Raw genomic sequence first — 25958 nt, 5'->3', positions numbered from 1 at the left:
CCTTGGTGCTCTTTTTTTTGCTAGTTTAAAACGGCTAACAATTAACTGGGGATCGCGATGACACCGGCAACACAGCTTTTAAAAAAACACCGAGCCAGCTTTGAAATCCTAAGCTATGAGCATGACGCCAACGCGCAAAGCTTTGGTTTAGAGGCGGTTGAAAAATTAGCCTTACCGGCAGAGCAAGTATTTAAAACCTTAGTGCTTGAAACAAACGAACAGCAGTTAGTTGTGGCTATCACGCCGGTAACGCAGCAAGTTAATTTAAAGCTGTTAGCAAAAGCCTGCGGTGCTAAGAAAGTGCAGATGGCAGCTGCACAGAAGGTTGAAAACAGCACCGGTTATATTCTCGGCGGTGTCAGTCCGCTGGGACAAAAAAAGCGTTTAGCCACCTATGTGCACAACAGTGCGCAGCAGTTTGCAACTATGTATGTTAGTGCAGGCAAGCGCGGTCTTGAGATAGCACTTGCGCCTGCGTTATTAATTAAACTCACTGCGGCGCATTATGCCGATTTTTGATAAATATCGTTAGCATTACAAAAACGAGCGATAAATTCAGCATGACTAGGCTGCGTTGATACCGCATTTGCAATTGCTTTGCTGCCTTGCTGCAAGCTTTGCTGCAGTTTATCGCTATCGAGTGAATCAAGTACCGGATTATATCGTGACGGCATCACATGCATACCATCTAGCACAGCATACCAGCTTGTCGGTTGAAATAATTGTTCGGCCGTAGTTGTTAAAGTGCCAGCGATGTTAAATATTGCTAGCCTTTGTTTTAAGCTTTGAGGTATTGCCATCGAAGCACAATCTTGCCAAAAAGTAGTGTCGTTACGTGCTGTAGTTGCATAGTGCAGCACTAAAAAGTCACGGATCTCAAGGTAGTCTTGATGGATACGGCGATTAAACTCATCAATAATGACTTGATTAGTATCACTATTATCAGGAAACATTTTAATGAACAACGCTAAACTCTTTGATACTAAATGAATAGCTGTTGATTCTAGAGGCTCAATAAACCCCTGTGCAAGCCCAAGACTTAAGCAATTTTTTAGCCATGCTTGCTTACGAACCCCAGTTTTAAAAGCGATCACTTTTGGCTCAGTGAGTAACTCACCAGTTACACTGGCAAGTAGCGTGGCTATTGCTTGTTGATCATCACAGTATTTATCGCAAAATACGTAGCCATTACCCATGCGATGTTGCAATGGGATATGCCAGCTCCATCCTGCGTTTTGTGCTTTTGCTATAGTATAAGGGCTGATTGTCTTACTGTGAGCGGTTTGTACCGTCACCGCACGATTACAGGGCAGGTACTCACTCCAATCATCAAACCCTGCTTGCAACGTTTGCTCAATTAGCAGTCCTTTAAAGCCGGAGCAGTCAATAAAAAACTCTCCAGTTACTGACTGTTGATTGACGCGCAGCTCACAGATATTACCGCTACTATCTTGTTGCACATCGCTAATGATCCCTTCAATACGTTTTACTCCATTGTTTTGTGCAAAATTTCTTAAATAGCGCGCCATTAAACCAGCATCTAAATGCAAGGCAAAGCGAGTACTTGCCAGTGGGGTATTGTGCGCTTCGTGGGGGATGAAAAACTTATTATGCTCTGCCAACATAGCTTCAGGAGAGTGCGCCATTAAAGGGGTAGTATCACCCTGTGCTCTGGTTTTTAACCAACATTGATAAAAATCGTGACCGTCGATATTGCGTCCCAAAGTACCAAATGGATGGAAATAAGCCTGTCCTTTGCTGTACCAATCTGCAAATTGAATACCGAGCTTAAATGTAGCTTGGGTATGTTTGATAAAATCGGCTAAATCAATGCCGATACTTTCTAAAATTGCGATGAGTGGTGGAATAGTCGCCTCCCCAACGCCAATGGTGCCAATCTCATCCGATTCAATTAATGTAATATCAACAGATTGCTTTTTAAGCGCGTAGCTCAGTGTGGCAGCGGCAAGCCACCCAGCTGTACCACCACCTGCAATGACTATTTTTGTTATTGGTTGTTGGGTTAATTGCATTGTGATTATTTACCTTGTTTAAGAGCAAGCGCTTTTAGTAAATTTACTTAAAAACTCACTGTGTGCTGGTGTTTGCTGAGTAAGTGTTGCCACGGTGTTTTGCATAAAGTTTAATTGTTCTATAAGGTACTGCGCAGGCATGTTATCGGCACGGGGATGATACTGTTCAGGTAAGTAATTAAAGCCATCAAAAATCGCCAACCAACTGTCTTTACCAAACATTTCCCACGCACGTGGTAGCACGTCGGCGGTATCTTTAAATGCCTGCATTTTTTCTGCGAGCGTAGGTGGAATATCCATATCGCGGCAATATTGCCACATTGCAGAGTCTGTTCGTTGATTTAACTTATAGTGCAGAATAATAAAGTCACGCACATGTTCGTATTCAAGTGCTGTGATGTCGTTAAATTGCTGTTGCGTCTGCTCAGTGTATTGCCCAGTTGGCAGCAGTTGTTGAATACGCGCAATGGCTGTTTCAACTAACGCGATACTGGTGGATTCTAACGGCTCTAAAAACCCCGCGGCTAAACCAATGGCTATGCAATTGCTTTGCCATGCTTGTTTGCAACGTCCTGGTGTGAAAGATAGTGCTTTTGGTGCGTTGAGCATGGGCTCAGTTAACGAGTCAGTGAGGGCGCTTAGTGCTTGTTGGTCACTACAAAATTTGCTCGAGTAAACAATGCCGTTGCCCGTGCGGTTTTGTAACGGGATTTTCCATTGCCAGCCAGCGCTATGGGCTTTGGCAATGGTACGAGCGGCTGGTTGTTTATTGCTTTGCGTTTGTACTGCCAATGCGCGATCGCATACTAACCACTGACTCCAGTTTATGTAGGGTACGTTTAAAGCTTGTTGTAGTAACACCCCTTTAAAGCCCGAACAATCGATAAAAAAATCACCTTTTAACAAAGTGCTATCTGAGAAAACAAGCTGACTTATGTGCTGCGAATCTTGCTCAACGGTTACTTGTGCTACTTGGTTATCAATTAACTTAACGCCTAGCGATAGGGCATGTTTTTTCATCAAATCAGCGAATAAACTGGCATCAAAATGATAGGCCCAATCGAATACTTCGAGCTGGTTAGCAGGTTTTTTATGTTGTGGGGAAAACTTATTTTGCTTGGCTAAACTGGCGCCTAACGAATACGCACTTAGGGGCACTTCATGACCGTGTTGTTTAGCACGTAACCAATAATGATGAAAGGGCACGTCTTTGGTGCCTTGTCCGAACAAACCAAATGGATGTATAAAGCGGCTACCAAGTTGATACCAATCTTGAAACTCAATCCCTAATTTACATGTTGCATTGGTTGCTTTAATAATATCCTCATCGCTGTAACCTAGGGTATTACAAAAGCGTCGTAGCGTTGGAATGGTTGCTTCACCAACTCCCACCGTGCCAAGCACGGAAGATTCAACTAAGGTAATCGTGATTGACTGATCTTTAAAGTGCTGACTTAAAGCTGCTGCGGTCATCCAGCCCGTAGTGCCACCACCAACAATGACCAGATTATGTATTTTTTTTAGGTGCGAGCTATTCATTACCGTACTCTTATTATAAATATAAAAACCGCTAACAAGCTTGTTAGCGGTTTTATTGTGCAACTTTACGAGCTAAAAGGCGGCTAGAAGGTAATGCGAGTACCCAATGTCCAACGTGCTTCATAGACATTCTGGAATGCTTTTTGTCCAGAAAACTCTACGTAAGTTTGTTGAATTTCTTCAGTGATATTCGAACCGTTAATATACACGGTAATATTTTCATCAAAGTGGTAACTTACGTTCAAATCAAGTTGTGCATAATCATCTTGATAAAGTGATTGCCCACCTGTTGAAGCACTGCCTTGGGTGATCAAACGAGGGCTTCTAAAGTTATAAGCTAGGCGTGTTGAGAACGCATCTTGCTCATACCACAATACAAAGTTATAGGTATCTTTTGACATACCAACGAAAGGTAAGTCATTACCATGTACATCTTTGCTGTCTTGTGAACTATCGCTGTAGGTATAGTTTGCATCAATACCAAAGTTATCGATAAAGCTATTTGTCTCAAACACATCCCCAAACGCTAGCTTTGTGCCAATTTCATAACCGGTTACACTACCACCATTACCTTGTACATTCGCTGTAAATGGCCATGGGCCGCGAGTTACGCCGTCTGAATCGGGCTCATCAATCATCACGGTTGAACTTTCGGTGAAGCTCTCAATTTCAATATCATAAGTAGCCACATACATCATTGACGCTTCACCCATATACCATTCAGCAGAAAGTGAATAGTTTTCCGAGCGCCAAGGATCGAGTGCTGGGTTACCGTTCAATGTCCCGTTAACGACACGCATACAGCCACAACTGTCATCAAATACTGAACCGACAGTTTTACCTGCACCCCATTGATCTAAATTAAGCGGTTGCATATTTTTAGACCATGAAGCACGTAGGATGATATCGTCCGTTGCAGAGTAGGCTAAGTTTACTGAAGGTAGGTAGTCGGTATAGCTGCGATCGGTAACAGTATCCCCAATATCAGGGCCTAAACCAGAATGCGGAAGGTTAGGACCGACTAGGTTTTGTTTTACGTATAAATTGGTTTCGACCACTTTCATACCCACATTACCGCTTAGCGCTTTGTACTCAAAGTTGGCTTGTAAGAAGTAGCTTAGTTCATCCAAGGCGGCATCGTAAGTTGATCCACCATTTTCTGTACGTGCGACATTGCCAAATACTTTTTCGTGAAATTGACGTGGGTCACGAAAGTTTTCCGGGTCAATTGACCAAACGCCAGGAATACCTGTGACTCCACCAAAGTTTGTTTGCCATGAAACAGACGCATGTTGATCAAGGCGTGTAGGTGGTAATAATGTATAAGGTGTCCATGTACCATTAACCATTTCACCCGTGCCTTGGACTTGATAGCAAGGATCGCCCTCAGCAACACCACTGTATTGTTGATCAACTGCTTTCCACTGGGCGATGTCACAGCCATCACCAAACTCAGAAGTATACGTAAATTGGTCGTGATCCACTTTACGTTCAGAGTAGCGCAGGCCAAAATCGACACTGGTTATAAATGGATTATCTTCAAGTGCATAATTCCATTTGGTGCTAAAGGTATTGATTTCACCTTCATCGTCGGTATTCCCTTCAGAAGAGAACGCACCCACGTGATATGAGTCTAAATCGGCCATGTAGTCAGCAACACTGCGCATGCCTTTGCCACCATTGACCATTTGATCAAATCCGCCAAATGCAGGGTGTGTTCCTGCCGCATCGTAGGTAATAAAGAAATCATTTGATTCTATACCTTGTGAATACAGTGCATTACAGCCGCCTTGGTCGCCTATGATCGTCTCACCACTGTTGCAAAATTCAGCAGGATTTAAACCTCCAGGGCCTGTCACTAGGCTTCCTTGGTCAATACTTAAAATGTCGCCTTCACCATATCCGTGGCGCATTTTAGCAGTAGCACGAGCAAAGGTGGCTCTAACTTGCCCCGTTAATGCGCCACCATTGTCATAATTAAGCTCTAGGTTAAAGTTTTGCGATTTTTCTTCGTTACCATTGGCTTGTGTGAATGACTGCATGCGATAAGGGCGCATTTTAAACGCATCTACGCCTTGCCACGGGTTGCCATCAGCATCTGTGAATGTGTCACCAGTCGAGTTAGTTGCATAGGCGTAGTTAGCGTAAGTTTGCCAACGGCTATTATGGTTAAAGCCTCTACGTGCATTAAAACGATCTTGTTTTGTGTAAAAGTAATCAGCGGTTAATTCAAAGCCTTCGCCTAAGTCAGCTTGAAATGAAAACTGCACAGCATCACGTTTACGTTCTTCAGTTTTATTGAAGGCAGTAAAACCATGCGGAATAATATTGTAAACTTCGCCACCTTCAGCAGGTTGTTCACCCCATGTATGGTTGTTTTCAGTCCAGCCTAAACCACCGTTTTCTGAGGTATCATTATAACCATTATAGTCACTGGCTAAGTTTGCTTCAGACGTAACCGCAGAGAATAAGAAACCAACTTTCCCGTTGTTATAACTAAGTAAACCATTAATGTTAGGATCGGTTTCGTCACTGATAGAGCCTCGAGTGATCTCAGCACCACCAGAGACAACCCAACCTTCATCCATATCAAACGGACGACGGGTTTTTAAGTTAACTGAGCCTGCAATACCAGCCGCACTGTTACTCGATGTTGCAGATTTATAGACATCTACGCCAGAGAAAAGTTGTGATGGTAAATCACCAAAGTCAGCCCCTGAACTATCAATTGTCGTCGCACTTAAGAATACTTCGCCATTTAATGTGGTATCGACTTGCGGTAAACCACGTATAGCGATCGGACCACCTTCACCAGCCACCCGCTCTATTTGCACACCCGTAATACGTTGCAGTGAATCTGCAATAGTCACATCGGGTAATTTACCAATATCTTCTGCTGCAATGCCATCTACTTGCGATGCTGCAAAGCGCTTTGTGTTAATTGCGGCAACGGTACTACCGCGAATACCCCTTACTTCAATGACTTCTACGTCATCATTAGCCTCTGCTGCATTGATTGAAAGCGGTGCTATACCACTTAACAACACGCTCGCAATACTTGTTGCGATTAGACTTCGTTTAAAATACCTACCAGACATAAAGAAACCCTTTAATTATTAATATTATATTTCGGTAGAGAAGTTATGTTGCTTCATTCCCAATGTTAGATTGTCACGAAAATTACATTAAAAGTTGTGATTTTCTATCATGTTTTGATATTTTTATATCAAGAATTCGTTGCGTAAATTAACTTTTGGTTTCATATGTTAACTTCATGGTATTGTTTTGGCTGCCCTCTATGACTTTTAAGTCAACGTTTAAGCATTTATTGGTATTTTTGTGATTATTTTTTTATTTCAGCGTACAGCTGTAAGCTGTTTTTATTCAATGGCTTAACTATCTCGAGTAAAATAAATTAAAAAAAATGTTAAAAAAACTGGTTGGACCAATTGATCTATTACTCATTTTATGACGTAATGTAGCTATTACTATCTGGTCGGATGAGTCTATTATGAGCTTACGTACAAAATTAAAAAAAGTATTACCAAGTATTTCAATTACAGAACAAGAAGCACTCGATGCGGGTGATGTATGGTTAGAAGGCTCTATCTACCAAGGTAAGCCAGATTTTGACGCTTTACGCGCAGTACCTGCTGCGGTTTTAAGTGCAGATGAGCAAGCATTTATCGACGGCCCATTGCAAGAGTTACTGGGCATGATCGACGATACTGAGATCCAAAATGGTATCCACTTACCTGAATACATATTAGATTTTTTGAAAAAAGAACGTTTCTTTTCATTGATCATTCCTAAATCATTTGGTGGTTTAGAGTTTAGCCCATACGCAAATTCAACGATTGTTGGCACAATCGCCACTAAAAGTTCTGCGGTTGCGGTAACGGTTATGGTACCTAACTCATTAGGTCCGGGTGAATTATTACTGCATTTTGGTACACAAGAGCAACAAGCACATTATTTACCGCGCCTTGCGAATGGTCGTGATATCCCATGTTTTGCACTAACGAGCCCTGAAGCGGGTTCAGATGCTGGTGGCATTCCAGACTTAGGTACAGTGACGAAGGGCATGTATAACGGCGAAGAAGTACTTGGCCTTGAGATCACATGGGACAAGCGTTATATCACGCTTGCACCGATTGCCACAGTACTCGGTTTGGCCTTTAAAGTAGTTGACCCTGATGGCCTGCTAGGCGGCAAAGAAAACCTCGGTATTACCTGTGCGCTTATTCCAAAAGAGCATCCAGGTGTTGAACTTGGTAATCGTCACGATCCTATGGGTATCCGTTTTTATAACGGGACTACGCGCGGTAATAAAGTATTTGTACCAATGGACTTTATCATTGGTGGTCAAAAGAATATCGGCCGCGGTTGGCAAATGCTAGTTAGCTGCTTAGGGGCTGGCCGTGGTATTTCATTACCGGCATTAGGTGTGAGTTCTTCACAAGTAGCATTTAAAGGTGCGTCTGAATACGCAGCAGTTCGTGAGCAATTTGGTTTAGCGATTGGTCAGTTTGAAGGTATTCAAGAAAAGCTCGCAGATATTGCAGGTAAAACCTATCTTCAAGAAGCGATGCGTGTACTAACCACCGAAGGTTTAGGCATGGGCTTAAAACCGTCAGTCGTCACTGCAATTGCAAAATATCACATGACTGAAATTGGCCGCGATGTGCTTGACTCAGCAATGGATATTCAAGCAGGTAAAGCGATTCAAAATGGCCCGCAAAATACGTTAGCAAGTGGCTATGTTGCACAGCCAATTGCCATCACGGTTGAAGGTGCAAATATTCTGACCCGTAACCTAATGATCTTTGGTCAAGGTGTAATGCGTTGTCACCCGTATTTACAATCTATGGTTGAATCAATTCACAGTGATGATAAAAACGCTGATAAAGAATTTAATAGCATCTTACGTAAAACAGTGGGTTACAGTGTTGCTAACAGCTTACGTGCATTCCGCTTAGGTGTTTTACCATTCACAGCTGGTGCTAATTCACCACTTCCTGAAGTGCGTGAATATGAGAAAGCAGCACAAAAATTATCAGCAAAACTAGCTGTATATGCTGACTTCTCGTTATTAGTACTGGGCGGTAAACTTAAGCAAGCAGAAATGTTATCAGCCCGTTTAGGTGATGTAATGAGCTTCCTATATGCGGCGATGGCATCAATTAAATATTATGAGCAAAAAGTAGCAAGCAGTGAACGCGAGCAAGCAGCGCCTTACTTCCATTATGCTACACGTTTTGCATTACAAAGCGCTGAAGAAGCATTGCATAAGTTTTTAGATAACTTCCCAGCAAGTGGCACACGTAAGTTTATGCGTTTTATTACCATGAACTACTCAACTAAAATGCCAAAAATTAGCGATGATTTAATTCGCGAATTAGCAGAGCAAGCACAGCTTGATACTGCCTTTAAAAAGCAAATTACGCATTTAGTTAAGCCTGTAAAAGGTGATGGTCATTACATCAACGAGCAAGCTTACTTAGCTAAAATGGGCTGTTTAGAGTTACTCGCAAAAGTGAAAAAAGCACTGCGTGCAAAAACAATTAAACCAGGCATTCGTTTTGCACTAACGTTAGATAATGCACTTGTTGCTAACGTAATCACTGAAGAAGAGTACGCGAAACTAATTGATTACAACATCAAACGTGAGCGTGCTATTCGCGTTGATGAGTTTGATTTTGATATGAACTTACTCGACGAAAACGCACAGCCAATTAATCCACTGAAAAGCGTAGTAAATCAGTAACAATTTGGTTTAAAAAATTAATTCAACAATGTAAGCGCCCAGCAGTTCGGGCGCTTTTATATTTAAAGCCCATGCAATTTTGTGTGGGCTTTTTTAAGCTTTTATGAAAAGTTTATCGATTAGACAAATTGATTCAGTGATGTGTACCGGAGAATTTATTCTTAAAATGGGTGCGGAAGACCTGATTCATTATTTTCCCTACTTTATAAGTGCAAATATCGAACAAAATGTATATTTAGGTTGCTAAACTGTTATTTTAAGTTGTTATTTTCTGTTTGGTTGTGCGAGTGGTTGATTTTTTTTGAGTGTTTTTGTTAATTTATTGTTTTTATTTAGGTAGGGAAAACCTCTTGAAAAGCAATAATAAAGTACTATCAAGGTTGATTATTTCATTAATCTTTCTCTTTTCTAATGCGTCATTTTCGGCTATATCTATTCTGCCTGTACCAAATAATGTCAGTGTAACTGAAAATCAGGGAATAATTTACATAACTTGGAAATATGATTTCGATCCAGGTGACAGTATTTACCCTCCTGTAGATCCTAGCCCTTTACCTTTTAGCTTAAGTGCGGCAAAGTCGTCACAAAACTCAGTATCAACACTTGCTGATTGCGGGCTTTTATGTGGTGCAACCTCTATCACTCTTACACCAATATCCGGAAGTTCAAATTCGAATGTGAAGTTTGAAATTCAAAAATCTATTCCCAATTCTTCATTCTTTACAACGCTTGAAGCTCAATGGTCTAGTTATACATACAAGTACCCTTATCAGGGCGATGGCCCTTTCAAATTTAGAATAAGAGCTGTCGAAGTTGACTTTTCAACTGGAAAGAATGTTTATAGTCGTTATGTTGAAACCCCAAGCCTCTCAAGACTCAATCAAGTTACTATTTCTCCAAATGGTGGAGTTATAGAACCATTGAATAGGATTTCTCTATCTAGCATTGGTGGGACTGTTAAGTATAAGTTAGTTTCTTTAAATGAAGCTTGCACTGATGGAAATTGGGCTACTTATAATAGTTCACTATTATTATCGTCTCCTAAGAGAGTGTGTGCCAAAGCAACAAAACCGGGCCAAATTGATAGTCAAATCAGCTTTTCTGATTTTCAAGTTAAACTAAACTCACCGACCCTTTACCCTGAAACAGCATCATTAGGTTCTGAGTCATTAATTACCTTAGTTTCTCCTCAAAGTACGACATTAAAATACAAGTTGATTCCACAAACTCAAAGCTGTACAAATTCCGACTGGGAAAATTACTCTTCAGGGTTTTCAATTTCGAGTGACATACGTGTCTGTGCAAAAGCTTCAAAAGCCGGATGGGTTGATAGTAATATAGTTCATCGAGATTATAACTTTTACGAATCATCTGCTTTTTCAGGGATAACTAGTAATCAACCCTCAGATGGAGCATTTATTGAAGCATTAGAACCAACTACTAGCAATATAGGAACGATTAAAGGTCAGGCAGGTGTAAGTGGTGGAGCTGCAACCTACCACATTCCTATTGAGTTACCGCCAGAGCGAGCTGGAATGCAGCCAGTAGTGTCATTGAATTATTCATCACGAAGCGGCAATGGAATTGCGGGTGTTGGCTGGTCATTGTCAGCGGGCTCCAATATTACACGTTGTGCAGCTACTTATGCGCAAGACGGCTTTACCCAACACCCGCAATATAATAGTAATGATCGTTTATGTTTAGATGGTCAACGCTTGGTTGTAGAGTCAGGTACGTATGGTAGTTCTGGAGCAGAATATCGTACAGAAATTGACTCTTTTGTACGTGTTACGCAAAGCGGCTATCTCAATGGCACATCAACCTGGTTTAAAGCTGAATATAAAAATGGCAGAGTCGCGTATTTTGGTAAAACGGCTGAATCGAGGCTAGTACATGGTGGCAAAAGTGCTGCGTATTCGTGGTTGATTGAATATCAACATGATGCGACTGCGAAAAATTATATTCATTATGAGTATGAAAACTTTGGCGTGGGTGAGAAATTACTGACAGAAATAACTTATACGGGCAATAGCATTAGTTCAAAAGGTATTCAAGCAGTTAGTTTTACTTATGAGGGAAAAAATGTCCCAAATAGTGGCTATATAGCAGGTGGCAAGTACTCGTCAACACAGCGGCTTCAAATAGTTACTGTAAAAAATAGTGATGATTTAGTGCGAAGCTACAGTTTAAATTACGCTACAAGTGAGTTTTCTGGTCGGCCATTGTTAAATGAACTAACGCAATGTGAAAAAAATAATAAGTGTTTTCTAGCGACTAATATTCAATGGGCAGAACAAGCACCTACACTACCAATTGAGCCTCTTGGCGGTGAAGGAAATATGCTATATCAAAACGTGAGTAGTTTAAGTTCAGTCATTCCAAGGGGAGATCTAAATGGTGATGGTGTTAGGGATTGGCAGGGGTATTATGTAAACGCAGAAGGGGAATTTACACCAAATCAACGTGAGTTTGACTCATGTACTTATAACAAGTACACCCGTAAATATGAGTGTCATACGGGAGACTTTGATTTGGATGGTAAAAGTGATAGCTGGACAATAGTAAATAAATCAATCCAAATTCAACTTAGCACAGGTGGAACCGTTAACGCTGGTATTCCGATGCCTGATTCATCACACTTTGGATTAAGAGATAGTTATATTCGTTCAATTGCAGATTTTAATAACGATGGCTGGCCGGATATCTTAATTTACCAAGCAGGGTCATCACCACGGTTAGTGTTGTATCTAAATAGCAAAAATATAACAACACCTTTCTCTTTAGCTCATGCTCAATTTCCGCTAAGTACTCATCGAAGTGGCACAAGATTTTCTTTAGCAACTGATTATTCTGTTTTGGGGGATTTGACAGGTGATGGAACCATTGATTTGATGAAGGTAAGTACAGGAGCTGGTCTTAGAATTTCATATTTACAGCCAATACCATCAGCATTTTACTTGGGTGAAGAGAATTATCAAACTAGTCATAGTAGCCCTTTTCAAGTGAGCACGGATCCTCTTGAGCCAGGCCTTAGCTACTTTATGGATATAAACGGTGATGGGTTACTTGATTGGTTAGGTTGGGAGTATCGTAGTGGAAGTACTTTTTTAACATACCGTATTAATATGGGGAAACTTGAATTTTCACCTGAAATAATGCTTTCTTCTGACTTAATAGATGTAAAAATAGAATACATTTATCACAATGAGAATGAGCAAGATATCAGGCGAGTGCCTAAATATCTAGATGCCTTTATTGTTGAGGATATAAATGGAGATGGGCAAGCTGAACTTTTGATGCCCGGAGAGCGAATACTTGAAGGGTGTGCATTAATTGGTACCCAAAGACCAACGAGTAGGCTTGAACAAAGATGTGGCAATGCGCTTTATGGTTTTTATTATGCGAGTCAAAATTTTAATGCGAGATCTTCTATTAATAGTACATTGGCAGATAAAAGTATTTACCAATTTGATGCAATTTATTTTGATCAACAAAGTAATGGAAATATTGAAGCCAGAAAAGAGTCAACGAGTTACATTGGAAGTGCATATGATTCTGCTTTTGTTGATGCTTATGGTACAGGTTTAAAAAGTTTTATATTTAATCACTCTATCGCGGAGGGGTATTCCTTCAAAGGCAATGCTTCAGGGGACTTTGCCGGTTATGAATCTCAATATGGAGTCTATATTAACCGCAATTATGGCTCTGGTAGTGGTATTACAGGTAGTGACTATGCTGCAAGTGATATAATTAACAGTGTTGAAAATGGATTGGGTGTTAAGTCTCAATGGCGCTTAAGACCGCTTTCAAGTAACGAACTCGATTACAACTTACTCTCGAACGATATAGTCAACGGTAATGGATACTTTAACTTTGCTTCGTCAATGTACGTTGTATCTAGTTTTAAACAAAGTAATGGTTTAGCGGGTGATAGTGAGCGTAAATATAATTATTCAGGGGCAGTATACAACGCTCAAGGCCGTGGTTTTATGGGCTTTAAGAGTATAATAGAAGGAGACGTAAGCCGAGGTTTGATTACCCAGTCTGACTTTAAACAAGTCTTTCCGTATCAAGGTAAATTAACACGCCAAGCCACCTTTACGCATGATGATTATGTAACACGAGGGGATGGGCTACTGGGCTCTGCTGCAAGCGAAAGCATGGCCTTAAGTTACTCAAATACCGAGTGGCGTGATAACGTCAATCACAGTATAGCGGGTGTGTACAGTGTCTACCCTCGCACGACCACCCAAGTAACGCGTGATTTAAGCACTAAAGCGGAGCTCACACGCACCAACAAAAACATCACCGGGATAGATGAGTACGGCAATGTAACTGCTGCATCAACGCAGGTGGCGGATGATTGGGGGACATATTCAACAAGCGAAGTGCAAGTGTATGACAGTAATGAAAATAATTGGTGGTTAAATAAGCTCACCAGCAAAACGACGACGAAAGCCAGTATTGCAAACCGCCACTCAAGCGACCCATTCACCAATGCTGAGTTTGATAAAACAACGAGCTTAACCACAGCTTACAGCAATTACCACACAAGTAGGCAACCGCAAACGGTACTCATCAGTAGCCAGCTCGCAGGTTCAAACTCTGGTTATGGCAGTACAGTAACGACCAGTTACAACGCCTATGGCTTGCCACTTTCTGTTAGCCAAACAACGAAAGTGCGCAACAGTAGTGGCAGTTGGGTAGACCAAACGCGCACTACATCAACCACGTACAGTAAAAATGGCACCAGTGAGGCAAGCGACGGTTATTTCCCTTATAAGCAAACTAATGCGAAAGGGCATATTAGCTATACCAAAGTAAACCCAGCAACAGGGCAGGTAACACAAACACAGCAACAACTTAGCGGCAGCCATTATCAAGTAACCAACTATCGTTATGATGCTTATAATCGCCCTTATAGTGTACAAACGGCGGGTATGCCAATTCAATACACCGCCGTGCAAGAGGCTGATGAGCAAGCGCCAGCGCATGCGGTATTACAAGTATTACAGACAGCAGCAGGGCAACCTACACAAAAAATTTATCAGGATAAACTAGGGCGAACATTACGCACTGCGGTAGAAGGGTTTCATGGTGATTGGGTATTCTCCGATGTTATTTATAATAGTGTCGGTGACAAAACATTCGAGTCAGTGCCTTACAAAGAATATGCCACCCGATACGGCAGCACCTACGCATACGATACATTAGGGCGAGCAATTGAAAAAGTAACGGCGCAACACTGTGGTGATATGACCACAGACTATGACTATGCAGGCCTTACAACCAATATTACCGTGAACGAAGATTGTTACGGCATAACGTTAGCTATATCGCGCACGTACAATAGCCTTAAACAACTAATGCAAACGGTTGATGCTAATAATGGCGTAACCCGTTACAGCTATAATAATCAAGGGCTACCCATTATCATTCAAGATGCCAACGGGAATAACATTGTCGCTAAGTACAATGCACTGGGGCAAAAAACACAAGTGAATGACCCAAACCAAGGCATCACTAATTTCCAATACAACGGCTTTGGCGAATTGCAATATGAATCCCGCGCAGGGAATAAAGCGGTAAGTTATGTAACGGATGTGCTTGGCCGCGTTACACGCCGCACCGCCACAGGTGAAAATACACTCACCTACACATACGATGGTGCAACGTATGGTTTAGGGCAATTAAACCAAGCCACAGGCAATGATGTAACAAAAACGTATACCTACGACAATCGCGGTCGGCCAAGCAGTCAAACCATTGCAGGCAGTGGTAAAAGCTACACCACAACCACCTTTTACGACAGTAATTATGGCCGTGTAAAAGGGCTGCGTTACCCCAATAACCTTACCTTAGAATACATCTATAATGATGCAGGTTATCAAACACAGGTAAAAAATGCAGCGAACGGTTATGTGTATAAAGCCATCACGGAGCACGATGCGTTTGGTAATATAACACAAGGAACCCTAGGTAACGGGTTAATAGAAAACACCGCATACAGCACTAAAAATGGCCAGATGACCTTAAAAACCATTGCTAAAAATAACAGCAATATCATGAGTATCGATTACTCAGCCTATGATGGCTTTGGTAATTTAAAAGCCGTTGATATCACCACGGGAAGCATTGGTAACCAACACAGCTTTAGCGAAAGTTATGACTATGACGCATTACACCGTTTAGAAAGTAATGCTATCAATGGCATTACTACGATTGACTACAGCTATGATGCCGTGGGTAACCTCTTATCAAAATCAGACTACGCATCGCAGTATGATTATGAAAACGGCACAACTGGCGGGCCCAATGCAGTAAAACGAATTTATCGCAGCGGTAGCTGGAAAACCTTTGCTTATGACGCCCGAGGCAACATGACTAAAGGCGACGGGCTAACAAGCGCCACCTATAACGCGATGGACAAACCCACACAAATTATAAAAAGCGGCAAAACCCTCAATTTTACCTATGGCCCGCAGCATATGCGCTTTAAGCAAGTGAACGGCAGTGTGACCACCTATTACAGCGATAAGCTCTATGAAGAAGAAATAAACGGCACCAAAACCACGTGGCGAGCTTACATAGACGACATTGCAGTAATAAGCCAAACCACCGATGAAGGCACAACCATCCGCTACACCCACCGTGACCGCCTCGGCAGTGCACGGGTATTCACCGACCACAACGGCCAAGTAGAAGCCGAGCGCAACTTTGACCCATTTGGCAAACCTAGGCTGGCAAGTGGCGACTTAAAGGCGTATGGTAATTCAAAACTTGATGACTTAGATAAAGCTAAAACACGAAGAGGCTTTACTGACCACGAACATTTGGATAATGTAGAGCTTATTCATATGAACGGGCGGGTGTACGATTATAACCTTGGGCGGTTTATGTCGGTTGACCCCGTTATTCAAAGCCCCACGAATAGCCAGAGTATTAATCCTTATTCGTATATTATGAATAACCCGTTAAGTGGGACAGATCCTACAGGCTACTGTGCCGCTGCGACTGGCACACGAATAAAAGACTGCGGTGATATGAAAGTTGACGTCAAGATGGATGGTAAGACTGTCGGAAGTACAGTTGTAAAAGACGTGAACTTTAAGAATGGGGCAGAAGTAAACTCTGCGATGGCGCAAGGTGCAGGTGCGATTGGCACCGCAATGAAAGCCATGGATATTGGTAGTCAAAAACAAATGGCAACTAATACTGCTGCTCCATCAGCTGGTAATGCAAAAGGGGCTACAAATCCTACAGCAGGTACATTAGATAAAGTGCTTGAAACAGCTGAAGGTGTCGGAAAAGCCGCAGTTGGTAGCCTAAAAAGAGGAGGGGTTGCAGGTTTAGGCTTAGCACCAATGCCAACAGCAACAGATGAGGAAATGGAAGATCTAGCAGCTCCAGTAATAGCTGCAAATATATCATCTTACGAACAAGAGCAGTCGGCTGCTATCGCTAGAGTAAGGAGTGCTGATGGCGGAATCGTCTTGTATCATGGTACAGATGTTCAGTCAGCTCTTCGAATTTTAAATGGTGAACCCCTAAATGCAGTAATTGCATCAGGAAATAAAATAGATGGTTTACCGGGGTTTTATTTGGCGACTGACTATAATGATGCTGAATTTTTTGCATTACGCCGTGGGGAAGGCGCTGTAATTAAATTCATGATATCAAATAAAGCTCTTGGAGGCTTAAATGCAAATGGAGCTAGTTTTAATAAAATTCCAATCGGAGGATTTAAAGCCGACGGTTACGAGTTCTTAGTTCCACCTGAAGCGTTTGGAACCTTTAATTCTTATAGAAAAGCACAAGAAATAGTAGCTACACCATGAAAAAATATACATTAAAAGACTTAAAACCAGTCTCTAAACCTACAGATTTGATTAAGAAACAACCGGAAAAATATCTGTCAAATATAGATTATCCGGGAAATGAAATTGCATCGGGTATATTAAATGATGCCCTTACCTTAGGTGCTAATGAGGTACAAATAAAAAGGGTGAATGAATGGATAATAATTTCCGCTGATATCGCTTGGTTTCGTTCTAATCTCGATGGAAGTCAAGATATCAGTCACGTTTTTGATAGGTTTATAGCAATACCTGAAAAGTGCGTGAACTCATTTCGAACTGAAATTTTAGTATTTACTTTTTCGAAAGCATGCTTTGTTAATGAAAATGGCAAGGTAACATCGATAAAGGGGAACTACCCAAGTGTTGATATTTTAAATGCAATTAACGGTACATTACCATTTGTAATAGGTTTCAAGTGCTAAAGGAAAATAATGAGATAGATCACCTTGCCTTTTCCTATCAATCGCTTCATTAAAATTATTCATCAAGTGCGCAGCTAACCCCAGTAGAACTGCGCACTTGCTAGCAGCAGGCTGTGCAATATGTGTCAGTGCCACTATGTAGTGGCGCTGGTTATTTTGAACCCTTCTACAGTTTTTTATTCGAATGCTAGTGCTGTTGTAAGGTGGCCCAGTTTACTGATTTAGTGGTTATTAGGGTAAAGTAAAACTTGTCTTTGTCAGAAACCTTCGGAAAGTTGAGCAGTGTTATAGCTAAACTATCAGATATTTAAAACATAGGTCCTTTAATGTACTACTGTCTATGCCATACTACGCACTAGTTGCGTAAACGTTGGTGTGTATGTCTTTTTATCTGCCTTTAATTAGTCTTCATTATAAAAGTATTGAAATTACAGAAAAAATTACTGCTTTGTGGAGTGGTTGTGGTGAAATAGTGCGTTGTCGTTTGGATGATAAAGCGTGTGTGATCAAAGCGATTAGTGTGCCCGATCACATTAATCATCCACGAATTTCACAAACTGAGTTTGCGATTAACCGTAAACGTCACTCTTATGAAGTAGAATTTCATTGGTATCAACAGTATGCGCCGCACTTACCAGCGCAAGCGCGTGCGTTAAATTGTTATGATACTCTAGAGCACCAACAACAGAAGGTGATGGTATTTGCTGACTTTGTCGCTGCTGGATTTACTAATGCGCAAGTAAATCATCAACATATTGCAGCTATTTTAAAGTGGCTTGGCTATTTTCATGCTTTTCATTTTCAAGTTAAACCTGATGGCCTTTGGCAGCAGGGGAGTTATTGGCATTTAGCTACTCGTCCAGATGAATATGAAAAAATGGCCGACACCGCCATTAAACACCACGCTGATGATATAGATAAAACACTGCGCGCTTGTCATTATCAAACGCTTATTCATGGTGATGCAAAACTGGCTAACTTCACTGTTAATAGTTCTACTATGGAAGTTCTAGGTTATGACTTTCAATATGTTGGGGCAGGTATTGGTGTTGTTGATGTAATGTATTTTTTGGGTAGTTGTTTAACTGAACAACAATTAGATGATACTGCGGATGATTATTTAGCCGATTACTTTCAGCACTTTAGCAATGCGATGCAGACGTTTGGCAACAGTGACTATACGGCCACTGTGATTAACGAATGGCAAAAATTATGGCCGCTTGCATGGGCTGACTTTTACCGATTTTTAATGGGGTGGAGCCCAGAACATGCAAAGGTTAATACCTATATGCGCAAACAATATCAAATTACAAAAATAAATTTTGGGAGCAAGCTAGAATGACGAAACAAATTCGCTGGGGGATGATTGGCTGTGGTGCTGTGACAGAAGTAAAAAGCGGCCCGGCCTATCAACACACTGAGGGCTTTATACTACAAGGGGTCACTCGCAGAGATGTTGCACTTGCTGCTGATTATGCAAAACGTCATAACGTGCCGCTGGTTTTTAACAGCGCGGATGAATTAATAGCCAGCAGCGACATTGATGCAGTATATATAGCCACTCCGCCAGATAGTCACTTAGAGCTGGCGCTAAAAGTAGCCGCAGCAGGTAAACCGTGTTGTATTGAAAAACCACTAGCACCCACTTTAGCGCAAAGTGAAGCTATTTTAGAGGCGTTTAGTTGTAAAAATATTCCTTTATATGTAGCGTACTATCGTCGCTCTTTGCCGCGTTTCAATAAAGTGAAAAGCCTTATTGATGCAGGCGAAATTGGTCAAGTACGCCATGTTAATTGGCACTTAAGTAAAGCCGCCAGCGAGCAAGATAAATCAGGAAACTACAATTGGCGTACTGATAAAGCCATAGCCCTAGGTGGATACTTTGATGATTTAGCAAGTCATGGGCTGGATTTATTCGGTTATCTATTTGGTGATTATGAACAGGTTAAAGGCTTAGCTGGCAATCAACAAAATTTATATAACGCGTTTGATGCAATCACGGCTTGTTGGCAGCATAAAAATGGCATTACTGGCTCAGGCAGCTGGAATTTTGGCGGTTTTTCACGTTTCGATGTTGTAACTGTGTATGGTGAAAAGGGGGAGATCAGCTTTAGTGTCTTTGATGAGCAAGTTATTTCGCTGCTTAATGAACAAGGACACGTTCAGTTCAGTATTGATAACCCTGTGCATGTTCAGCAACATCATGTTGAAAATTTAGCTGCAGCACTTTTAAATGATATTGAACACCCATCAACGGGTAAAACTGCAACGCATACCAGCTGGGTGATGGAGCAAATTTTAAACTAGTGACTTGCGGATGTTTCAAACGCATCTTGTAACGCGCCTACCATCAATGACTGTTCTGGTGGTGCAAATATTTGTTTATGACTATTAATGATTATTTGCTGGATTTCTGGCGTTTGTAATGCTTGATCAAATAGCGAAATCGCTTGTTTTCCTTGCTCTGATTGCGAGCAAGCAATAAAGCCAAACACTGCTTGTGTGGTTTTGTCTACACTTAGGTAACGCACATTTGCGGCTTTTGGATCGTTGCCGTGACGGGACATAAAAACGGCACTGTATTCAATTATTGCATCGAACTTATTTTGAAATAACATTTGGCTAAGACGGTACGCGCTAGTTGTACCTCCCAATGTTATAAACGAGTTCGGATGCTTAGCAATATAGTCGTCTATTTCATGACCGTAAGAACGCCCAGAAGTAATGCCGATGGTAAGCTTATATGTGTTTATAGCGTCATTTAAACTAATACTGTCAGGTAGTTCGGGATGATTATAAACGACTAAGCGATTAGCCGGAAACGCCATAATAGGGTAGGTATTAAAAAAGGCGTTTTGTAGGCGTTCGGGGGTTTTGGTTTTATTGAATAAACATACGTCTTTCATGGTGTGTAATTGTTGCCACTCTCTTAATCTACTTGCTGAAATAAAGTTTAATGCAATAGCACCATTGAGTTGTTTTTCAATATCTAGCATGAAGGTGTTGGCAATATTCAGGGGATCGTTATTTATCTGTGATGCAAAGTCGGTCATGATCTGCACTTTTAATGGCTTTTTAGCCGTGGCAAATAAAGGCATACCAGCTAATAAAAAACTGACTATGATCCCAACAGCAAATTTGGTCATAAGATCTTCGTGAGTAAATTTTCATAGTCATTATTATAGTTTAGTTACTTTAAAATATAACAATTATTGCGCTAAATGAGATAAATCGCTGCGTCAGGGCAATTAAATAAACCTTTTTATTGCACGGATCATGCTTTTTTGAAGTCTGATGGAATTTTTTAAGCTAAAATAAGCGCAATTTATTTTTCTTTTAGGCGCTATTATGACTATTCATGTAATTAATCACCCACTTGTACAACATAAACTTGGCCTTATGCGAGAATATGGCATTAGTACTAAGAGCTTTCGTGAGCTTTCATCTGAAGTGGGTACATTACTAACCTACGAAGCGACTAAGAACTTACCACTGGAAAAAGTAGCAATCACTAGCTGGGATGGCAAGCAATTAGATGTTGAACACATCAAAGGTAAAAAAATCACTGTAGTGCCAATTTTACGCGCAGGCCTTGGTATGATGGATGGCGTGATGCAGTTATTACCTGCCGCTAAAGTCAGCGTAGTTGGTTTGCAACGCAATGAAGAAACCTTAGAGCCAATCCCGTATTTTGAAAAACTAGTTGGCAAGATTGACGAGCGCTTAAGCTTAGTGATCGACCCGATGCTCGCCACCGGCGGTTCAATGATAGCTACTATCGACATGCTCAAAAAAGCTGGCTGTAAAGAAATTAAAGTGATTGTTTTAGTTGCGGCGCCTGAAGGGGTTGAAAAAACCCTTGCTGCTCACCCTGATGTGGAAATTTTCACCGCCTCACTAGACAGCCACCTAAATGAAAAAGGCTATATCATTCCTGGTCTTGGTGATGCGGGCGATAAAATTTTTGGTACAGTGTAAACGTGGATAACTCGACCTTCTCAATTAAAACAATTCTAACTGGGGCGCAAATGCTGTTTGTTGCATTTGGCGCTTTGGTGTTGGTGCCACTGCTTACTGGTTTAGATCCCAATGTTGCGTTATTTACCGCAGGTATTGGCACATTACTATTTCATATTGTTACTAAAGGCCAAGTGCCAATATTTTTAGCATCATCTTTTGCATTTATCGCACCTATTATTGCTTGTGTACAAATGTGGGGAGTACCTGCAACCATGGGTGGCTTAATGGCGGCGGGTGGTGCATATATGCTGTTAAGTATTTTAGTTAAACTAAAAGGCGTTGTGGCACTGCATAAAATTTTACCGCCGGTAGTTGTTGGCCCGGTGATCATGGTTATTGGCTTAGCGCTAGCGCCCGTTGCCGTGAACATGGCAATGGGTAAAAGTGGCGATGGTGCAATACAGCTTATCCCCTATGAGCAAGCCATTTGGGTGGCGGCATTTTCGCTTCTAGTTACTTTAATCTTTGCAGTGTGGGGCAAGGGCGTCTTTAAATTAATTCCTATTCTAGCAGGTGTTGTAGCAGGGTATAGCGTGTCTTTAGTGATGGGGATTGTTCAATTTGATGCGGTCACAAATGCACAGTGGGTGGCCATGCCCGCGTTTACTTGGCCAGAGTTTAAATGGCAGGCGATACTGTTTATGGTGCCTGTTGCTATTGCACCTGCTATTGAGCATATTGGCGATATGATGGCGATTAGCCAAGTAACCAATAAAGACTATTTGAAAAAGCCAGGCCTACATCGCACCTTGTTTGGTGATGGCTTAGCGACTACTGCAGCATCACTTTTTGGAGGCCCGCCTAACACCACTTATTCAGAAGTGACCGGTGCGGTAATGTTAACTCGCAACTTTAATCCAAAGGTGATGATGTGGACGGCTATTATCGCCATCATTTTAGCGTTTGTGGCTAAAATGGGCGCTGGCTTACAAACCATCCCAGTGCCTGTGATGGGCGGTATTATGATCTTGCTGTTTGGCTCAATTGCGGTGGTGGGTTTAAATTCATTAATGAAATCGGGCGAAGATCTCACTGCACCGCGCAATTTAACTATTGTGGCACTAATTTTAGTGTGTGGTATTGGCGGTATGCACATCGGTGGTAGTGAATTTAGCCTGCAAGGTGTTAGTTTGTGCGCAATTTTAGGTATTGTACTTAATTTAGTGTTACCAAAGGCTGAAAAGCCTGCTTAATAACTGCCCAAACAGTCATTGTATTGCACCATAATAGCGCATTTTAAATGCGCTATTTTTTTAACCCATTAAAAGTAAAGGTATTTAAATAGTGGTCTACTAACTGCATTTATCCTATTAACAGTGTCATACTGAATAGGAGCGATTATGCAAGAGGCCAATATTGTGGATATTACCCCGTTTTTAGCAAAGCATCAGCTACCCCTTAAATATCAATATTTAAGTGAGCAGTATTTTGCTCCGTTAGCTGAAGATATTCTTCGTTTGAAACCAACAGAGCGGCCCATGCTGGTGGCCATAAATGGTTGTCAAGGTTCAGGAAAATCTACCTTAGCTGACTTTTTAGTTACCTGGTTTAATTGTAATACTACGTTTAACAGTGTTGCAGTATCGATAGATGATTTTTATCACAGCCGCGACCATCGCTTACAACTAGCGAAAGATGTTCATCCCTTGTTTGCAACGCGTGGTGTGCCAGGTACACACGATACAGCCTTAATGAAACACACTTTTAGTGAATTATTACAAGGTAAAGCCGGTGTTTCGCTGCCTCAATTTGATAAGCAAACAGATGATCCGATTGAAAAATCATTATGGCCGGTCACCGATCAGCCTATAGACATCATCATTTTTGAAGGCTGGTGTGTAGGCAGCGAAGCGCAGCAGCCGTATCAATTACATCAACCCGTGAATGAATTAGAAGAAAAAGAGGACAGTGACGGGATTTGGCGCCGTTGCGTGAATAGCTGTTTAGCTAACGAATACCAAGAAGTATTCGCCATGATTGATTACACAGTGATGCTAAAAGCGCCATCGTTTGCAGATGTGTATGGCTGGCGGTTAGAGCAAGAACAAAAGTTATTAAATAAAAAAGGAGCGGGTAAAGGCACCTTTGATGAGCAGCAATTAGTACGCTTTATCTCTCACTTTGAACGTATTACCCGAGAAAATCTCATTCAGTTACCAGCGCATGCGGATGCATTACTGACGTTAGATAAATCACGTGATATTGCGTCAATGAAATTACGCGCCGATGACACATCGATGCCGCTTATTTTTACTGATTTAGATGGTACATTACTTGATCATAATGATTACCACTGTGATGAAATTAAACCGTTTTTAACTGAACTAACCAGTGCGGGTATTACCGTGGTGTTTAATACCAGTAAAACCTTTGCTGAGGTAAACGCATTACAAAAATCATTAGGGCATAACCAACCTTTTATAATTGAAAACGGCGCCGCAGTTTACATTCCTAAGTTTTACTTTGACCTTAAACCAATAGGGTGTGACGAACTTGATGAGCATTGGCGTTATGCATTATCACCTAGCAGCAAACAATTACAGCACGAGCTACAAACGCACGCTCACGAGTTTAGTGCTTATTATCGTTTATTTAGTCAGTTATCTGTGCAAGAAGTGAGTCAAATCACCGGCTTGAGTGTTGAACAAAGTGAGCTTGCGCGTATTCGTGAATATTCTGATCCATTGTTCTGGCAAGGGACAGAGCAGCAATTACTTGATTTTCTAGAAGCAATAAAGCCACTTGGGTATGAAGTATTGATTGGCGGGCGTTTTATCCACCTTAACCGTGGAACTAATAAAGGCATAGCTCAAAATTGGCTACTTAATCAATTTAAGCAGCATTATCGTTATTCGTTTACCACCATTGCATTGGGAGATAGTCAAAACGATATGGCGATGCTTGATGAAGCCGACATTGCAATTTTAATCAATAACCCAGCAAGTAAAGCAAAAGCCAAGTTAGCGCAAAAACCTTGGTTACTCAGTGAACATCCCGCACCACAGGGATGGATCGACGAAGTGTCCGATTTAAGTGTTATCAAAGCGCAACTAGCGTGCAAACAGGAGCAATCACATGGCTGATTTTTACCAAAATGGCATCATAACAACATTACATAATATTGCTGATCGACCGCTTGAAGATCTAGAAGCTGAACTGCTTAGTTTTTCAAAGCAGCGGCCAATGGGTTTGATCTTACCCTCACTTTACAGTGAGCTTGAAGGCTCAGCGCTACAAAATATCGTTAAAGAACTAAAACATGTGCCTTATTTATCACAAATTACCATTGGTCTAGATAGAGCCGATGAAAGCCAGTATCGCCATGCGTTGCAATTTTTTGCTGAACTTGGCCAACATCACCGGGTTTTATGGAATGAAGGGCCGCGTTTGCAAGCGCTTGATAAGGAATTACAAACGCTCGGTGTTGCGCCACGAGAGCTCGGCAAAGGGCGTAATGTTTGGTATTGCATGGGGTATAAATTAGCAACCGCGAAAGTTGAATCTATCGCCTTGCATGATTGTGATATTTTAACGTACGACCGCAGTTTATTAGCACGGTTAATTTATCCCGTAGCCCATCCACGTTTTAACTATGAGTTTTGTAAAGGTTTTTACCCGCGCACTGCAGATGGGAAAATTAATGGTCGTGTTTCACGCTTATTAGTAACACCGCTTTTACGCTCCTTTAAAACCATTTTAGGCAGCACTGATTACTTAGAATACATGGATTCGTTTAGATACCCATTGGCAGGTGAGTTTTCGTTTCGTCGCGACGTATTAAACGATATTCGCATTCCCAGTGATTGGGGCTTAGAAATTGGCGTATTGTCTGAAATGTATCGCAACTACTCACATAACCGCCTCTGCCAAGTTGATATAGCGGATAACTACGATCATAAACACCAAGCACTGTCACTGGATAATCAAGCGGCTGGCTTATCAAAAATGTCGATTGATATCACTAAAGCGCTGTTTCGTAAATTAGCCACGCAAGGGGTAACGTTTACCACGGAAACTATTCGCTCACTTAAAGCAACCTATTATCGTATCGCGCTGGATTTTATCGAAACCTATCATAACGATGCGATGATGAATGGCTTAAAACTTGATATTCACCAAGAAGAAAAAGCAGTCGAAATGTTTGCGCAAAACATCATGAATGCTGGGCAGCACTTTTTACAGCACCCAATGGAAGCGCCGTTTGTGCCAAGTTGGAATCGCGTAGCATCAGCAATGCCAGATGTGTTTGCGCGCTTAGAAGAAGCGGTAGAGCTGGATAATAAAGAGTTTTCATAACGGTACTAGAGCAAAAAATACG

General features: G+C 41.4%; 14 protein-coding genes. 10 read left to right on the top strand and 4 right to left on the bottom strand.

The genetic code is table 11. The features are described from left to right. Positions 1-57 precede the first annotated feature (57 nt). Complete coding sequence (ybaK, locus tag A7968_RS02980) at positions 58-519, top strand: Cys-tRNA(Pro) deacylase (RefSeq protein WP_064665075.1); 462 nt, start codon at positions 58-60, stop codon at positions 517-519. On the opposite strand, the gene A7968_RS02975 is transcribed toward ybaK, so the two are convergent. From A7968_RS02975 to A7968_RS02965, 3 genes are all read right to left on the bottom strand, one after another. Continuing rightward, positions 504-2033 (bottom strand): tryptophan halogenase family protein, encoded by a 1530-nt coding sequence (locus tag A7968_RS02975; protein WP_064665074.1) that lies wholly within the window; start codon positions 2031-2033, stop codon positions 504-506. The genes ybaK and A7968_RS02975 overlap by 16 nt on opposite strands. 18 nt (positions 2034-2051) lie before the next feature. Continuing rightward, on the bottom strand, positions 2052-3572 hold the full coding sequence (locus tag A7968_RS02970) for a tryptophan halogenase family protein (RefSeq protein WP_064665073.1): 1521 nt from the start codon (positions 3570-3572) through the stop codon (positions 2052-2054). Positions 3573-3655: 83 nt separating this feature from the next. Continuing rightward, positions 3656-6670: a TonB-dependent receptor gene (locus A7968_RS02965; RefSeq protein ID WP_064665072.1), complete on the bottom strand. Its 3015-nt coding sequence runs from the start codon at positions 6668-6670 to the stop codon at positions 3656-3658. 413 nt (positions 6671-7083) lie between these two features. Between A7968_RS02965 and A7968_RS02960 the strand changes: the two genes are divergently transcribed. From A7968_RS02960 to A7968_RS02940, 5 genes are all read left to right on the top strand, one after another. Continuing rightward, the gene (locus A7968_RS02960) at positions 7084-9339 is read left to right on the top strand and encodes an acyl-CoA dehydrogenase (protein WP_064665071.1); all 2256 of its coding nucleotides are present in this window, start codon (positions 7084-7086) and stop codon (positions 9337-9339) included. A 350-nt stretch (positions 9340-9689) separates the two neighbouring features. Further along, entirely contained in the window at positions 9690-17177 is a 7488-nt protein-coding gene (locus tag A7968_RS02955; protein WP_167542949.1) for a SpvB/TcaC N-terminal domain-containing protein, read from the top strand. Then, a complete protein-coding gene (locus tag A7968_RS02950; RefSeq protein WP_064665069.1) occupies positions 17174-17620 on the top strand; it encodes a hypothetical protein in 447 nt (148 codons plus the stop codon). The genes A7968_RS02955 and A7968_RS02950 overlap by 4 nt, the downstream gene beginning before the upstream one ends. Positions 17621-17999: 379 nt before the next feature. Further along, on the top strand, positions 18000-18962 hold the full coding sequence (locus A7968_RS02945) for a phosphotransferase (RefSeq protein ID WP_064665068.1): 963 nt from the start codon (positions 18000-18002) through the stop codon (positions 18960-18962). Beyond that, entirely contained in the window at positions 18959-19927 is a 969-nt protein-coding gene (locus A7968_RS02940) for a Gfo/Idh/MocA family protein (RefSeq protein ID WP_064665067.1), read from the top strand. The genes A7968_RS02945 and A7968_RS02940 overlap by 4 nt, the downstream gene beginning before the upstream one ends. Here the strand turns inward: A7968_RS02940 and A7968_RS02935 are convergent. Then, entirely contained in the window at positions 19924-20766 is an 843-nt protein-coding gene (locus A7968_RS02935; RefSeq protein ID WP_084447980.1) for a hypothetical protein, read from the bottom strand. The genes A7968_RS02940 and A7968_RS02935 overlap by 4 nt on opposite strands. A gap of 202 nt (positions 20767-20968) precedes the next feature. Between A7968_RS02935 and upp the strand changes: the two genes are divergently transcribed. The 4 genes from upp to A7968_RS02915 all read left to right on the top strand — a co-directional run bounded on the left by upp (position 20969) and on the right by A7968_RS02915 (position 25936). Continuing rightward, complete coding sequence (upp, locus tag A7968_RS02930) at positions 20969-21598, top strand: uracil phosphoribosyltransferase (RefSeq protein WP_064665066.1); 630 nt, start codon at positions 20969-20971, stop codon at positions 21596-21598. Between the two features lie 2 nt (positions 21599-21600). Further along, the gene (locus A7968_RS02925; RefSeq protein WP_084447978.1) at positions 21601-22833 is read left to right on the top strand and encodes a uracil-xanthine permease family protein; all 1233 of its coding nucleotides are present in this window, start codon (positions 21601-21603) and stop codon (positions 22831-22833) included. Positions 22834-22980: 147 nt separating this feature from the next. Next, positions 22981-24723 carry an HAD-IIB family hydrolase gene (locus tag A7968_RS02920; RefSeq protein WP_064665064.1) on the top strand — a complete coding sequence of 581 codons (1743 nt, stop codon included), beginning with the start codon at positions 22981-22983 and terminating at the stop codon, positions 24721-24723. Continuing rightward, positions 24716-25936, top strand: coding sequence for a glycosyltransferase family protein (locus A7968_RS02915; RefSeq protein ID WP_064665063.1), 1221 nt, complete (start codon positions 24716-24718; stop codon positions 25934-25936). Before A7968_RS02920 ends, A7968_RS02915 begins: the two co-directional genes overlap by 8 nt. Positions 25937-25958: the final 22 nt, after the last annotated feature.

Source organism: Pseudoalteromonas prydzensis (assembly GCF_001661495.1).
In the GTDB taxonomy this organism is placed as follows: Bacteria; Pseudomonadota; Gammaproteobacteria; order Enterobacterales; family Alteromonadaceae; genus Pseudoalteromonas; species Pseudoalteromonas prydzensis.
The sequence above is the reverse complement of the archived record's forward strand: the minus strand, read 5'-3'. Positions and strand labels throughout refer to the sequence as shown.